The following is a 14478-nucleotide window of genomic DNA, read 5'->3' on the forward strand; positions in this document are numbered from 1 at the left end:
TCTGGCTCGCGTGAAGCGCTCGAGCTGCGTGATGGCGACAAGAGCCGTTACCTGGGCAAGGGCGTGCTCAAGGCGGTAGCCAACATCAACGGTCCGATCCGCGATCTGCTGCTGGGCACTGACCCAAGCGACCAGAAAGCCCTCGACCACGCGATGATCAAGCTCGACGGTACCGAAAACAAGGCAACCCTGGGCGCCAACGCCATCCTCGCCGTATCCCTGGCTGCGGCCAAGGCGGCTGCGCAGGACCAGGACCTGCCACTGTACGCACACATCGCCAACCTGAACGGCACCCCCGGTGTTTACTCGATGCCGGTGCCGATGATGAACATCATCAACGGTGGCGAGCACGCCGATAACAACGTCGACATCCAGGAATTCATGGTGCAGCCGGTTGGCGCCAAGACCTTCTCGGAAGGTCTGCGCATGGGCACCGAGATTTTCCATCACCTCAAAGCTGTGCTGAAGGCCCGTGGCCTGAGCACTGCCGTTGGCGACGAAGGCGGTTTCGCACCGAACCTGGCGTCCAACGAAGACGCGCTGAAAGTGATCTCCGAAGCCGTGGCCAACGCCGGTTACAAGCTGGGCACCGACGTGACCCTGGCACTGGACTGCGCGGCCAGCGAATTCTACGAAGACGGCAAGTACAACCTGTCCGGCGAAGGCCAGGTGTTCACTGCTGAAGGTTTCGCCGATTATCTGAAAGGCCTGACCGAACGTTATCCGATCATCTCGATCGAAGACGGTCTGGACGAGTCCGACTGGGCGGGCTGGAAGATCCTCACCGACAAGATCGGCGAGAAGACCCAACTGGTCGGCGACGACCTGTTCGTGACCAACACCAAGATCCTCAAGGAAGGCATCGATAAAAAGATCGCCAACTCGATCCTGATCAAGTTCAACCAGATCGGCACCCTGACCGAAACCCTGGAAGCCATCCAGATGGCCAAGGCTGCCGGTTACACCGCTGTGATCTCGCACCGTTCGGGCGAAACCGAAGATTCGACCATTGCCGATCTGGCCGTGGGCACCTCGGCTGGCCAGATCAAGACCGGTTCGCTGTGCCGTTCCGACCGAGTTTCCAAGTACAACCAACTGCTGCGTATCGAAGAGCAGTTGAATGGCAAAGCCAAGTACAACGGCCGCAGCGAGTTCCGCGGCTGAGTGGTAAATGGTAAAAAGACACCGGATTGTGTCGGAAAAGTCGTGACAGCGATGGATTTGCCACTAATCTGATGCCTTATATGCACAAGCCTGGATCTTCCAGGCTTCGTGCTATCAGACGTTTCAAAGTTTTCGCGTGGCTGTCTTTTTTCACTGGATACCTGATATTCGATGCGCAGTCCTTACTGGTTGTTTCTCGTTTTGCTCTTGCTGCTGGCCGGTCTGCAGTACCGCCTGTGGGTGGGCAATGGCAGTCTGGCGCAGGTCGCCGAGCTGAAGCAGCAGATTGCTGATCAGCACGCCGAGAACGAAGGCCTGCTGGAGCGCAATCGGGTGATGGACGCTGAAGTCAGCGAGTTGAAAAAGGGCATGGAGACCGTTGAAGAGCGGGCTCGCCATGAGCTGGGCATGGTCAAGGACGGTGAAACCCTTTACCAGCTCGCGCAATGATCGATTCCTTGCCGGCCTTCTGGGCCGTGATTCCTGCCGCGGGCGTCGGTGCCCGAATGGCCGCGGACCGTCCCAAGCAATACCTGCAACTGGGCGGGCGCACAATTCTCGAACACAGCCTCGGCTGTTTCCTCGATCACCCAAGCCTCAAGGGGCTGGTGGTCAGTCTCGCTGTTGATGATCCTTATTGGCCGAACCTGGCCTGCGCCAGCGACTCGCGGATTCAGCGCGTCGAGGGCGGCGCGGAGCGTTCCGGGTCGGTGCTCAACGCCTTGCTGCATCTGCATGCACAAGGTGCCGATGATGAGGACTGGGTACTGGTGCACGATGCGGCCCGGCCTAACCTCAGTCGTGACGATCTCGACAAGTTGCTGGCCGAGCTGGCGGATGATGCCGTCGGTGGTCTGCTGGCCGTGCCGGCGCGCGACACGTTGAAGCGGGTCGACAAGCACGGCCGTGTGCTCGAAACCGTTGATCGCAGCGTGATCTGGCAGGCGTATACACCGCAGATGTTCCGCCTCGGTGCGTTGCATCGAGCGTTGGCTGACAGTCTGGTGGCGGATGCGGTGATTACCGATGAGGCCTCGGCGATGGAGTGGGCCGGTCTGGCACCGCGTCTGATCGAAGGGCGGGCGGATAACCTCAAGGTCACCCGGCCGGAAGACCTGGAGTGGTTGCGTCAGCGTTGGGCTAACCGCCGCTAAAGATCAAAAGATCGCAGCCTTCGGCAGCTCCTACAGGGGGTCGCATTTATCTGTAGGAGCTGCCGAAGGCTGCGATCTTTTGCTTTTCAGCTCCGATACTCCGGTCGCTCGGCCAGCCCTTCCTTCAAGAAATCCACCAGCTTGCGCACCTTCGGCGACAGATGCCGCTGCTGCGGATACAACGCCCACACCGCCGTATTCGGCGGCTGATGCGCCTCCAGCAATGAAATCAACGCACCGCTGTGCAAATGCTCCAGCACGTAATAGTCCGGCAACTGGCACAGCCCGACTCCTTGCAGCGCCGCATCCAGCACCGCTTGCCCGCTGTTGCAGCGCCAGTTTCCCTGTACGCGCTGGGAAAATTCCCGCCCGTTCTGTTCCAGTTGCCACAGGTCCGAGCTGCCGATCAGGCAATTATGGCGGCTCAGTTCCGACAAACTGTGTGGGCGCCCGTACCGCTCAATGTAGGACGGAGACGCACACAGAAACATCCGACGCGGCGCCAGGCGCGTGGCGACCAATCGCGAATCCTGCAGCCGACCCAGACGAATCGCCAGATCCAGCCCTTCATGCACCAGATCGAGTTGGCGGTTACTCAGCTCGATGTCGATCCGCAGTTGCGGGTACAGCCCCATGAACCGCGTCACCAGCGGCACGATGAACCGCTCGCCATAGGCCACGGCGCAGGTCATGCGCAGCATGCCTTTCGGTTCACTGGTCAAATCGCCGACCGCACGCAGGGCTTCTTCGCGACCGTCCTGCAGGCGCTGACAATGCTGCAGAAAGGTCTGTCCGGCTTCGGTCAGGGTCACGCGACGGGTACTGCGATAGAGCAGGCGTGTCTGCAATCGCTCCTCCAGTCGTACGATTTGTCGACTGATGTGCGAGGAAGAAACCCCGAGGCGTTCTGCTGCGGCGGTGAATTGGCTGCATTCGGCGACAGCGACGAACTCGTCGATGCCTTCCCAGCGGTTTTCGGACATCGCTGATTATCCCTGTATGGCAATAATGTTTTGCTTTTGTCCGGATTATTCATCAGATCGCGCTGTACTACACTGCCGGTCTGCTTTTTTATTCAATGGATTCACTGGAGAGTCAGCATGATCAAGTCGCGCGCCGCCGTTGCCTTCGAGGCCAAGAAGCCGCTGGAAATCGTAGAAGTCGATGTGGCCATGCCCAAGGCCGGTGAAGTGTTGCTGCGTGTGGTGGCTTCCGGGGTTTGCCACACCGACGCCTACACCTTGTCCGGTGCGGATCCGGAAGGCATCTTCCCGTCGATCCTTGGCCACGAAGGTGGCGCGATCGTTGAAGCGATCGGCGAGGGCGTAACCTCGGTCGCGGTCGGTGACCACGTGATTCCGCTGTACACCCCGGAATGCGGCCAGTGCAAATTCTGTAAGTCAGGCAAGACCAACCTGTGTCAGGCGATTCGCGCCACTCAGGGCAAGGGTCTGATGCCGGACGGCACCTCGCGCTTTTCCTACAAGGGCCAAACGATTTTCCACTACATGGGGACTTCGACCTTCTCCGAGTACACCGTGCTGCCGGAAATCTCCGTGGCGAAAATCGCCAAGGATGCGCCGCTGGAAAAGGTCTGCCTGCTCGGTTGCGGCGTGACTACCGGTATCGGTGCAGTGATCAACACCGCCAAGGTCAAGCCGGGTGACACCGTGGCGATCTTCGGTCTGGGCGGCATCGGTCTGTCTGCCGTGATCGGAGCAGTGAAAGCCAAAGCCGCGCGGATCATCGCCATCGACATCAACCCGGCCAAGTTCGAGATCGCCAAACAGCTGGGCGCTACCGATTGCGTCAACCCGAAAGACTTTGATCGTCTGATTCAGGAAGTGATCGTCGACATGACCGATGGTGGCGTCGACTTCTCCTTCGAATGCATCGGCAACGTGCAACTGATGCGCGCCGCGCTGGAATGCTGCCACAAGGGCTGGGGCGAATCGGTGATCATCGGTGTCGCCGGTGCCGGTCAGGAAATTTCGACCCGTCCATTCCAACTGGTGACCGGTCGCGTCTGGCGTGGTTCGGCGTTCGGCGGCGTGCGTGGCCGTACCGAGTTGCCAAGCTACGTCGACATGGCGCAGAGCGGCGAGATCCCGCTGGATACTTTCATCACCCACACCATGGGTCTGGAAGACATCAACAAGGCCTTCGACCTGATGCACGAAGGCAAGAGCATTCGTACCGTCATTCATTTCTAAAAGCAGCGCCAAGCTAAAAGCTTCAAGCTGCAAGTCAGGGCGCTTTGGCCTTTTCTTGAAGCTCGAAGCTTGCCGCTTGCAGCTGGGAGAATCCCATGAGTCTGGAAAACATCTCCTGTCAGAAAAGTTTCGGCGGCTGGCACAAGCGCTATCGCCACCGTTCCGACGTGCTCGGCTGCGACATGGTGTTTGCCGTGTATCTGCCGCCGCAAGCGGAGCAGGGCGGCAAGCTGCCGGTGCTGTACTGGCTGTCGGGTCTGACCTGCACCGACGAGAACTTCATGCAGAAGGCCGGTGCGATGCGCATGGCCGCCGAACTCGGCCTGATCATTGTCGCGCCGGACACCAGCCCGCGTGGCCCTGACGTACCGGGCGATCCGGATGGCGCCTGGGATTTCGGCCTCGGTGCAGGGTTCTACCTGAATGCCACGCAGGAGCCGTGGTCGCGGCACTATCGGATGCATGACTATGTCGTGCAGGAATTGCCTTCACTGGTTGAAGCGCATTTCCCGGCGTCGGACAAACGCAGCATCAGCGGCCATTCCATGGGCGGCCACGGTGCACTGGTTTGTGCGCTGCGCAATCCGGGGCGCTACCAGTCGGTGTCGGCGTTTTCGCCGATCAACAATCCAATGGATTGCCCGTGGGGGCAAAAGGCGTTCTCCCGTTACCTGGGTGAAGATCGCTCCAAGTGGAAAGAATGGGATGCCTGCGCGTTGATCGCCGAGGCCACCGAAAAACTGCCGTTACTGGTCGATCAGGGCGATCGCGACGATTTCCTCGAAAACCAGCTCAAGCCCGAAGCCCTGCAACAAGCGGCAAAACAAGCGGAACATCCGCTGACATTGCGTCTGCAACCGGGCTACGACCACAGCTATTTCTTCATCTCAAGCTTTATAGACGACCACTTGCAGCATCACGCACGCGCTCTGCGCGGCTAATGCAGGTAGAATCACGCCCTGACAAAAATCGGGGCGTTTTTTTATGCGTATTGGCCACGGCTACGATGTTCACCGTTTCGCTGAAGGCGATTTCATTACTCTGGGCGGCGTGCGCATTGCACACAGCTTCGGGCTGCTCGCTCATTCCGACGGTGACGTCCTGCTGCACGCCTTGAGCGATGCCTTGCTCGGTGCGGCCGCGCTGGGTGATATCGGCAAGCACTTTCCGGACACCGACCCGCAATTCAAGGGCGCCGACAGCCGTGTGCTGCTGCGGCATGTGGTCGCGCTGATCCACGCCAAGGGCTGGAAAGTCGGCAACGTCGACAACACCATCGTCGCCCAGGCACCGAAAATGGCCCCGCATATCGAAGCGATGCGCGCGTTGATCGCCGCCGACCTGCAAGTTGAACTGGATCAAGTGAACGTGAAAGCTACCACCACCGAAAAGCTCGGCTTTGTCGGTCGCGAAGAAGGCATCGCCGTGCATTCCGTTGCCTTGTTGCTGCGCGCATGAACGAACTGCAATTGCTCGGCCCGCGGGCCTATGGCGAACCACTCGGCACCGCAGTACTGAAAGCCATCGCCGAAGATTTCCAGGTCGATGAAGTGCTCGACATCCCGTTCAGCGGCGATGGTGAGCACCTGTGGATCTGGGTCGAAAAACGTGGACTGAACACCGAAGAAGCCGCGCGGCGCATTGCCAAGGCTGCCGGCGTGCCGTTGCGCACCGTCAGTTATGCCGGGCTCAAGGATCGTCAGGCGCTGACCCGTCAGTGGTTCAGCGTGCAACTGCCAGGCAAGGCCGACCCGGATCTGTCGGCGGCGGAAAACGATACGCTGAAGATCCTCAAGACCACGCGGCACAAGCGCAAGCTGCAACGCGGCGCGCATTCGGCCAATGGCTTCACCTTGCGCCTGACCCAGTTTGCCGGCGACAAGGACGCGATCGAACAGCGTCTGCAATTGATCGCCAGGCAAGGCATTCCCAATTATTTCGGTGCCCAGCGTTTCGGCCATGACGGCGGCAACGTGGTTGATGCGCGAGCCTGGGCGGCGCGTAAAGCGTTGCCGGAGCAGCGCAATGTGCGCTCGCGGCTGCTGTCGACGGCGCGCAGTTTTCTCTTCAATCAGGTGCTGGCCGCCCGGGTGGCCGATGGTACCTGGCAGCAGGCGCAGGTCGGCGATCTGCTGGCGTTCACCGACAGCCGCAGTTTTTTCCCGGCCGGTGAGGCCGAATGCAGCGATCCGCGCCTGGCGATTCTCGACCTGCACCCGACCGGTCCGCAGTGGGGCGAAGGTGACTCACCGACTGCCGGCGCTGTCCATGATCTGGAGCAGGCGATTGCCGAGCGCGAAGCGGATCTGCGCGATTGGTTGATCAATGCCGGAATGAGCCACGAACGTCGCATCCTGCGGCTGCCCATTGGCGGGTTGTCGTGGCATTATCCCCAGCCTGACATTCTGCAACTGGAATTCGTCCTCCCGGCCGGATGCTTCGCCACCGTATTGGTGCGCGAACTCGTTGATCTGGTGCCGGTGGGGCAGACGGACAGCCCATGCGTATTCTGATTTCTAACGACGATGGGGTAACCGCACCCGGTCTCGCCGCGCTTTATGCTGCGCTGGCGGATTACACCGAGTGCGTGGTTATCGCCCCGGAGCAGGACAAAAGCGGCGCCAGCAGTTCGCTGACGCTCGACCGTCCGTTGCACCCGCAATACCTGGCCAACGGTTTCATCAGCCTCAATGGCACACCGACCGACTGCGTGCACCTGGGTCTCAACGGCCTGCTGGAGCGCGAGCCGGATATGGTGGTTTCGGGGATCAACCTCGGTGCCAATCTGGGTGATGACGTGCTGTATTCCGGGACCGTGGCGGCGGCCCTCGAAGGACGCTTCCTCGAGCGCCCCTCGTTCGCTTTTTCGCTGGCGTCGCGCCAGTTGGATAATCTTGCGACAGCGGCGCATTTCGCGCGCAAACTGGTCGAGGCCCACGCCGGGCTGGACCTGCCGCCGCGCACGGTGCTGAACGTGAACATTCCCAATCTGCCGATCGACCACATTCGTGGCATTCAGCTGACCCGTCTCGGCCATCGCGCCCGGGCTGCGGCGCCGATGAAAGCGGTCGACCCGCGTGGCAAGGCCGGCTACTGGATTGCCGCTGCCGGCGATGCCGAAGACGGCGGCCCGGGCACCGACTTTCATGCAGTGATGCAGGGTTATGTGTCGATCACGCCGTTGCAGCTCGATCGCACTTTCAATGATGCCTTCAGAAGTCTCGACGGCTGGCTGGAGGGACTGCGCTGATGGCTCGTGAACACGAAGACAGATTGCGCAGCGGCATCGGCATGACGTCGCAGCGCACGCGTGAACGTCTGATCCAGCGTCTCTATGAAGAAGGCCTGTCCAACGCCAAGGTGCTGGAAGTGATCCGCCGTACGCCGCGTCATCTGTTTGTCGATGAAGCGCTGGCGCACCGCGCCTACGAAGATACCGCGCTGCCGATCGGCCACAACCAGACCATCTCCCAGCCATATATGGTGGCGCGCATGAGCGAGCTGCTGCTGGAGGCGGGGCCGCTGGACAAGGTGCTGGAGATCGGCACCGGTTCGGGTTACCAGACCGCGGTGCTGTCGCAACTGGTCGAGCGAGTATTTTCGGTCGAGCGGATCAAGGTTCTGCAGGATCGGGCCAAGGAGCGCCTGGTCGAACTCAACCTGCGCAACGTGGTGTTCCGCTGGGGCGATGGCTGGGAGGGCTGGCCGGCGCTGGCGCCGTACAACGGCATCATCGTCACCGCAGTCGCGACCGACGTGCCGCAGGCCTTGCTCGATCAACTGGCACCTGGCGGGCGGATGGTGATTCCGGTCGGCTCGGGGGAAGTGCAGCAACTGATGCTGATCGTGCGTGAAGAACACGGCTTTTCCCGTCACGTTCTGGGGGCAGTGCGCTTCGTGCCATTGCTCAATGGCCCGTTGGCCTGAGCATTTGTTTGCGGGCGCTGAATTCCTTGCGCTGGCCTGTGTCTTACACCGGCAGCGATGGTTTAAACGCTACTGATTGTCCCCGGGCAAACGTGTGCGTGAAGCGTTTTCGCATCTTTAACGGTAAAGCCTGTTCGGCCCGTTATACTTGCGACACTACTTGCCGCGATTCGGCATTCCACATATTTCAGCCACCACAAAGGGAGCGGCGGGTGAGTCTCACAGTCATTGCGCAGCGTATGGGTAACACGAGCTTTCAGCGCCTGGTGACTGGCCTTGTATTGAGCACCTTGCTGGTCGGTTGCTCCAGCACCAAATCGAGCAATGTGCGGGTGGTCGATCGCAACAGCGCGGCGGCCCAGCGTCCTGCCGTCACGACCGGGCAGTATGTAGTCCGTCCGGGCGATACGCTGTTTTCCATCGCTTTTCGCTACGGCTGGGACTACAAAGCCCTCGCCGCTCGGAACAATATTCCTACGCCGTATACGATCCACCCGGGTCAGACAATTCGCTTCGACGGCCGTACCGGTTCAACACCGACAGCGGTGGTGAGCAACAGCAGTTCGTCGCCATCATCGTCGAGCAAAACCACGGTAATCCGACGCCAGGCGAATGGCACCACGACCACGACGGTGACAGGTTCCGGAGCCGCCGCCGCGGGGGCTGCACCGTCCGTCGCGAACAAATCGGCCCCGGCGCCGATGCCTCCACCGGGGCCGGCCCCGACCGGCTGGGGATGGCCATCTAATGGCATTCTGATTGGAAAATTCTCTTCAAACGGTAGTTTGAATAAAGGAATTGATATCGCCGGAGATTTGGGACAGCCTGTTTTAGCTGCGTCTGATGGGACGGTGGTTTACGCCGGGAGTGGCTTAAGGGGCTACGGCGAATTAGTCATCATCAAACACAGCGAAACCTACGTCAGTGCCTACGGACATAACCGCAGGCTGTTGGTACGGGAGGGGCAGCAGGTCAAGGTCGGACAGACAATTGCCGAAATGGGGTCAACGGGTACAGACCGGGTGAAACTGCATTTTGAGATTCGCCGCCAAGGTAAACCTGTAGATCCGCTGCAGTTCCTGCCCAAACGTTGATTTGAGGCCAGCCTGTTCCGTCGCGTAGAGGGGACAGGCTCCAGCGCTGCCAAGGATAAAGGCGTCGCTTGAGCTTGGGGTCGAACTCACCAAAGGACTATAACAATGGCTCTCAGTAAAGAAGTGCCGGAGTTTGACATCGACGATGAGGTTCTCCTTATGGAGGCCGGCATCGATTCGGAATCTTCGATGTCGAATGATGAAGGGGCTGCTCCACCTTCCGTTCGTTCCAAATCCAAACACTCCGCTTCACTTAAACAACACAAGTACATCGACTACACGCGGGCACTTGATGCCACGCAGTTGTATCTCAACGAAATCGGCTTTTCTCCACTGCTCTCCCCCGAGGAAGAAGTTCATTTTGCGCGTCTGTCGCAAAGTGGCGATCCGGCGGGGCGCAAGCGCATGATTGAAAGTAACCTGCGGCTGGTCGTGAAGATCGCCCGGCGTTACGTCAATCGGGGGCTGTCGTTGCTGGATCTGATCGAAGAGGGCAACCTCGGCTTGATCCGTGCGGTGGAAAAGTTCGATCCCGAGCGCGGCTTCCGCTTCTCGACCTACGCGACCTGGTGGATTCGTCAAACCATCGAGCGCGCGATCATGAATCAGACCCGGACCATCCGGCTGCCGATCCATGTGGTCAAGGAGCTCAACGTGTACCTGCGGGCGGCACGGGAGCTGACGCAAAAGCTCGACCACGAACCTTCACCCGAAGAAATTGCCAACCTGCTGGAAAAACCGGTGGGCGAGGTCAAGCGCATGCTGGGCCTGAACGAGCGGGTTTCTTCGGTCGACGTCTCGCTGGGTCCGGATTCGGATAAAACCCTGCTGGACACCCTGACGGATGACCGTCCGACCGATCCATGCGAACTGCTGCAGGACGACGATCTGTCGCAGAGCATCGATCAATGGCTCTCGGAACTGACCGACAAGCAGCGCGAGGTGGTCGTACGCCGCTTCGGCCTGCGCGGCCATGAGAGCAGCACGCTGGAGGATGTAGGCCTGGAGATCGGCCTGACCCGGGAGCGGGTGCGGCAGATTCAGGTGGAAGGCCTCAAGCGCCTTCGGGAAATTCTCGAGAAGAATGGCCTGTCGAGCGAGTCGCTGTTTCAGTAAGCGCCTTTAACGACCGTCCACAAAAAGCCCCGACTGGTTCGGGGTTTTTTTATTTTTGGAGACTTCGTCCTGTAGGAGCTGCCGAAGGCTGCGATCTTTTGATCTTAATCGTTAAAGCAAAATCAAAAGATCGCAGCCTTCGGCAGCTCCTACAGGGGGGGGCTTTCAGATCGGGATTTGTAGTCTCGCGGTGTAAGCCTTGGCTTACTCTTTCGTAAGTGTTCCCTATTTCTGCGGGACGGCAGACGTCGATTGCTGACGATGATCTTGTCTAACTAATTGATTTTAATACTTATTTTTTAATGTGAAGTGCTTGTTACAGCGCTTTTCGGTCGCCAGAGCCGATTGCTCTCGGCTGGGAACTCTTTAGTATCAGCACTGTGTCGACGGACAGACACGCCCTTCACGGATGAGGGGAATGGACATCACAGGACGCGATTCATCAGGACGATGAAAAGGAATACAGGGAATAGGGAAAAAATGTGGGCGGGTCAAACCGCCCCTTTTTTTGCCTGGAGAAAAGTAAAACCCGCAAAAGCAAAAAGGCCCGCAAGGGGCCTTTTTTCAGAACCCGCGACAGATCAGCGTTCGAGGTCTTTGATCTTGCCTTTGACGCCATCCCACTCTTCGGCATCCGGCAGCGATTCTTTCTTCTCGGTGATGTTCGGCCAGATTTCAGCCAATTCAACATTCAGTTGAATGAACTCCTGCATATCCTCCGGAACTTCGTCCTCGGAGAAAATCGCGACGGCCGGGCATTCCGGTTCGCACAGGGCGCAGTCGATGCACTCATCCGGGTGAATCACCAGGAAGTTCGGGCCTTCGTAAAAGCAGTCCACCGGACAGACTTCTACGCAGTCGGTGTACTTGCACTTGATGCAGTTGTCGGTGACGACGAAGGTCATTTCTAATTTTCTCCTCAGGCGGCGGCAGCGTAGCCCCTTCACGGTAGGGGTCGCCAGGTTCGGGAGCGATATCTGCCAGCCAGGCTATTAGCCAGCAGCATCCCAAACCGCGCGAGATTCTAACAGCTTGAAGCCGTTTGCGTTATATCCGGTTCTTCGCTGCTTAGATCCGGTTCTTAAGTGCATATAACAATTCGAGCGCTCGACGCGGGGTCAGGTCATCGAGATCCACTTTGGCCAACTCATCCAGCACCGGGTGCGGCAGGCTGGCAAACATGTCGCTTTGCTGCGGGGCGGCCGGCTTGCCTTTGACCGCAGGCTTTGGCGCTTCATGCGGCAATGCGGTGTCTTCCAGGCGGCTCAGATGCTCACGGGCACGCACGATCACTTCACTCGGCACGCCGGCCAGTTGCGCCACCGCCAGGCCGTAGCTCTGGCTGGCAGGCCCCGGCAACACATGGTGCAGGAACACGATGCGCTCGTTGTGCTCGGTGGCGTTGAGGTGCACGTTGGCCACCAGCGGCTCGGCTTCCGGCAACACGGTCAGTTCGAAATAGTGCGTGGCAAATAGAGTATAGGCACGCAGATGGGCCAGACGCTCGGCGGCGGCCCATGCCAGGGACAGACCGTCGAAGGTGCTGGTGCCGCGGCCGACTTCGTCCATCAGCACCAAGCTGCGTTCGGTGGCGTTGTGCAGGATGTTGGCGGTTTCGCTCATCTCGACCATGAAGGTCGAACGGCCACCGGCCAGGTCATCGCTGGAGCCGATCCGGGTGAAGATCCGGTCCACCAGTGACAACTCGCAACTGGCCGCCGGCACGAAACTGCCGATATGCGCCAGCAACACGATCAATGCGGTCTGGCGCATGTAGGTGGATTTACCACCCATGTTCGGCCCGGTGATCACCAGCATGCGGGTGTTGTCATCCAGGCTCAGGTCGTTGGCTACGAACGGCGTGGTCAGCACTTGCTCGACCACCGGGTGACGACCTTGGGTGATGCGCATGCACGGCTCGCTGACGAAGCGCGGGCAGTTCAGGTCGAGGTTCAGCGCACGTTCGGCAAGGTTGCTCAGCACGTCCAGCTCGGCCAGCGCACCGGCAGTGTCCTGCAACGGCGGCAGTTGGCTGATCAGATCTTCCAGCAGCGCCTCGTATAGCATTTTCTCGCGGGCCAAGGCGCGGCTCTTGGCCGACAGCGCCTTGTCTTCGAATTCTTTCAGCTCTGGCGTGATGAAGCGTTCGGCGCCCTTGAGGGTCTGGCGCCGGATGTAATCGGCCGGAGCGGATTCTGCCTGCTTGCTCGGGAGTTCGATGAAGTAGCCGTGAATGCGGTTGTAGCCGACTTTCAGGTTGGCCAGGCCGGTGCGGGCCTTTTCCCGGGCTTCGAGGTCGATGAGGAACTGGCCGGCGTTTTCGCTCAGCGATTGCAGCTCATCCAGTTCGCTGTCGTAACCGGTTTTCAGCACGCCGCCGTCGCGGATCACCGCTGGCGGGTTGTCGATGATGGCTTTTTCCAGCAGCGCCGCCAGTTCCGGGTAGGTGCTGGTGGTGGTCGCCAGACGTTGCAGGTGCGGCGCTTCGAGGTCGGTCATCGCCACTTGCAGTTGCGGCAGGGCGCCGAGGGCATCGCGCAAACGGGCGAGGTCACGAGGCCGCGCGTTGCGCAGACCGATCCGCGCCAGAATCCGCTCGATGTCGCCGATTTCCTTGAGCTGCGGCTGGAGTTTTTCGAAGCGGTAGCCGTCGAGCAGGCACGTGATCGAAGTCTGCCGTGCCAGCAGTACCGTGAGATCGCGCAGTGGACGGTTCAGCCAACGAGTCAACAAACGGCTGCCCATCGCGGTCTGGCAACGATCGACCACCGATTGCAAAGTGTTGTCGCGACCGCCGGCCAGGTTGGTGTCGAGTTCCAGGTTGCGACGACTGGCGCCGTCGAGCACCACGGTGTCGTCCAGGCGCTCATGGCGCAGGCTGCGCAGATGGGGCAGGGCGGTGCGCTGGGTTTCCTTGGCGTAGGCCAACAGGCAACCGGCGGCGCCGATGGCCAGGGTCAGGGTTTCGCAGCCGAAGCCTTTCAGGTCTTGCGTCGAGAACTGCTGGCAGAGACTTTTCAATGCCGAATCGCGCTCGAAATCCCACGGTGCGCGACGACGCACACCACGGCGTTTTTCCGCCGGCAGGTCTTTCGGCCAATCGTCCGGGATCAGCAATTCCACCGGGTTGACCCGCTCCAGTTCCGCCAGCAGGTTCTCCCAGCCCTTGATCTCGAGCACGGTGAAGTTGCCACTGGTGATGTCCAGCACCGCCAGGCCGAACAGGCGCTCGTCGCCCAGCACTGCGGCGATCAGGTTATCGCGGCGTTCATCGAGTAGCGCTTCATCACTGACCGTACCCGGGGTGATGATGCGCACCACCTGACGCTCGACCGGGCCCTTGCTGGTGGCCGGATCGCCGACCTGCTCGCAGATCACCACCGACTCGCCGAGCTTGACCAGCTTCGCCAGGTAACCTTCCGCCGCGTGGTAAGGAATCCCGCACATCGGAATCGCCTGCCCCGCCGACTGGCCGCGCGCGGTCAGGGTGATGTCGAGCAACTTGGCAGCCTTCTTCGCGTCTTCATAGAAGATCTCGTAGAAGTCGCCCATGCGATAGAACATCAGCTGATCCGGGTGCTGGTTCTTCAGGCGCCAGTATTGCTGCATCATCGGGGTGTGGGAGGACAGGTCGGAGACGGCTTTATTCATCGGATTGTCAGGTAACTCGTTAAATGATGTAGGGCAAAAGCGAGGGCAACCGCCGGGCTTTTCCGCGATGGGCGCAAGGTTACCATGGGCGGTCGGCTCGACGCAGGCATGACGGCCCGCTGACACTTTCTGCGTTTAATTGTGATATATGCACGATTT

Annotated in this window: 14 protein-coding genes; 11 read left to right on the forward strand and 3 right to left on the reverse strand. The window is 59.9% G+C overall.

Annotated elements, in window-relative coordinates:
• The 3 genes from eno to ispD form a co-directional block, all read left to right on the forward strand.
• Positions 1-1164: phosphopyruvate hydratase (eno, locus tag ACIOUG_RS16700; RefSeq protein WP_401067051.1), on the forward strand; the 1164-nt coding region annotated here is incomplete at its 5' end.
• A 171-nt stretch (positions 1165-1335) separates the two neighbouring features.
• A complete protein-coding gene (gene ftsB, locus ACIOUG_RS16705) occupies positions 1336-1614 on the forward strand; it encodes a cell division protein FtsB (RefSeq protein WP_007964293.1) in 279 nt (92 codons plus the stop codon).
• Positions 1611-2318: a 2-C-methyl-D-erythritol 4-phosphate cytidylyltransferase gene (gene ispD / locus ACIOUG_RS16710; protein WP_401067054.1), complete on the forward strand. Its 708-nt coding sequence runs from the start codon at positions 1611-1613 to the stop codon at positions 2316-2318. Before ftsB ends, ispD begins: the two co-directional genes overlap by 4 nt.
• Before the next feature lie 86 nt (positions 2319-2404).
• Here the strand turns inward: ispD and ACIOUG_RS16715 are convergent, their stop codons facing one another.
• Positions 2405-3301, reverse strand: coding sequence for a LysR substrate-binding domain-containing protein (locus ACIOUG_RS16715; RefSeq protein ID WP_401067056.1), 897 nt, complete (start codon positions 3299-3301; stop codon positions 2405-2407).
• A gap of 117 nt (positions 3302-3418) precedes the next feature.
• Between ACIOUG_RS16715 and ACIOUG_RS16720 the strand changes: the two genes are divergently transcribed.
• From ACIOUG_RS16720 to rpoS, 8 genes are all read left to right on the forward strand, one after another.
• The gene (locus ACIOUG_RS16720) at positions 3419-4531 is read left to right on the forward strand and encodes an S-(hydroxymethyl)glutathione dehydrogenase/class III alcohol dehydrogenase (RefSeq protein WP_401067057.1); all 1113 of its coding nucleotides are present in this window, start codon (positions 3419-3421) and stop codon (positions 4529-4531) included.
• A gap of 95 nt (positions 4532-4626) precedes the next feature.
• Positions 4627-5472, forward strand: coding sequence for an S-formylglutathione hydrolase (gene fghA, locus ACIOUG_RS16725; RefSeq protein WP_401067059.1), 846 nt, complete (start codon positions 4627-4629; stop codon positions 5470-5472).
• 43 nt (positions 5473-5515) lie between these two features.
• Entirely contained in the window at positions 5516-5989 is a 474-nt protein-coding gene (ispF, locus tag ACIOUG_RS16730) for a 2-C-methyl-D-erythritol 2,4-cyclodiphosphate synthase (RefSeq protein WP_007964300.1), read from the forward strand.
• A complete protein-coding gene (truD, locus tag ACIOUG_RS16735; protein ID WP_103520489.1) occupies positions 5986-7044 on the forward strand; it encodes a tRNA pseudouridine(13) synthase TruD in 1059 nt (352 codons plus the stop codon). The genes ispF and truD overlap by 4 nt, the downstream gene beginning before the upstream one ends.
• Positions 7032-7781, forward strand: a complete 750-nt coding sequence (gene surE / locus ACIOUG_RS16740) for a 5'/3'-nucleotidase SurE (protein WP_401067060.1) — start codon at positions 7032-7034, stop codon at positions 7779-7781. Before truD ends, surE begins: the two co-directional genes overlap by 13 nt.
• Before the next feature lie 41 nt (positions 7782-7822).
• On the forward strand, positions 7823-8458 hold the full coding sequence (locus tag ACIOUG_RS16745; RefSeq protein ID WP_169841266.1) for a protein-L-isoaspartate(D-aspartate) O-methyltransferase: 636 nt from the start codon (positions 7823-7825) through the stop codon (positions 8456-8458).
• A gap of 212 nt (positions 8459-8670) precedes the next feature.
• Entirely contained in the window at positions 8671-9552 is an 882-nt protein-coding gene (locus tag ACIOUG_RS16750) for a peptidoglycan DD-metalloendopeptidase family protein (RefSeq protein ID WP_401067061.1), read from the forward strand.
• Between the two features lie 105 nt (positions 9553-9657).
• Entirely contained in the window at positions 9658-10668 is a 1011-nt protein-coding gene (rpoS, locus tag ACIOUG_RS16755) for an RNA polymerase sigma factor RpoS (protein ID WP_016985073.1), read from the forward strand.
• 581 nt (positions 10669-11249) lie between these two features.
• Here rpoS and fdxA read toward each other — a convergent pair.
• Together fdxA and mutS are read right to left on the reverse strand one after the other, a co-directional pair.
• Positions 11250-11573 carry a ferredoxin FdxA gene (gene fdxA, locus ACIOUG_RS16760; protein WP_003222178.1) on the reverse strand — a complete coding sequence of 108 codons (324 nt, stop codon included), beginning with the start codon at positions 11571-11573 and terminating at the stop codon, positions 11250-11252.
• Between the two features lie 163 nt (positions 11574-11736).
• Positions 11737-14319: a DNA mismatch repair protein MutS gene (gene mutS, locus ACIOUG_RS16765; protein WP_007964305.1), complete on the reverse strand. Its 2583-nt coding sequence runs from the start codon at positions 14317-14319 to the stop codon at positions 11737-11739.
• Between the last annotated feature and the right edge of the window lie 159 nt (positions 14320-14478).

Origin of the sequence: Pseudomonas sp. NPDC087803 (assembly GCF_044742995.1) — a bacterium.
Lineage (GTDB): Bacteria > Pseudomonadota > Gammaproteobacteria > Pseudomonadales > Pseudomonadaceae > Aquipseudomonas.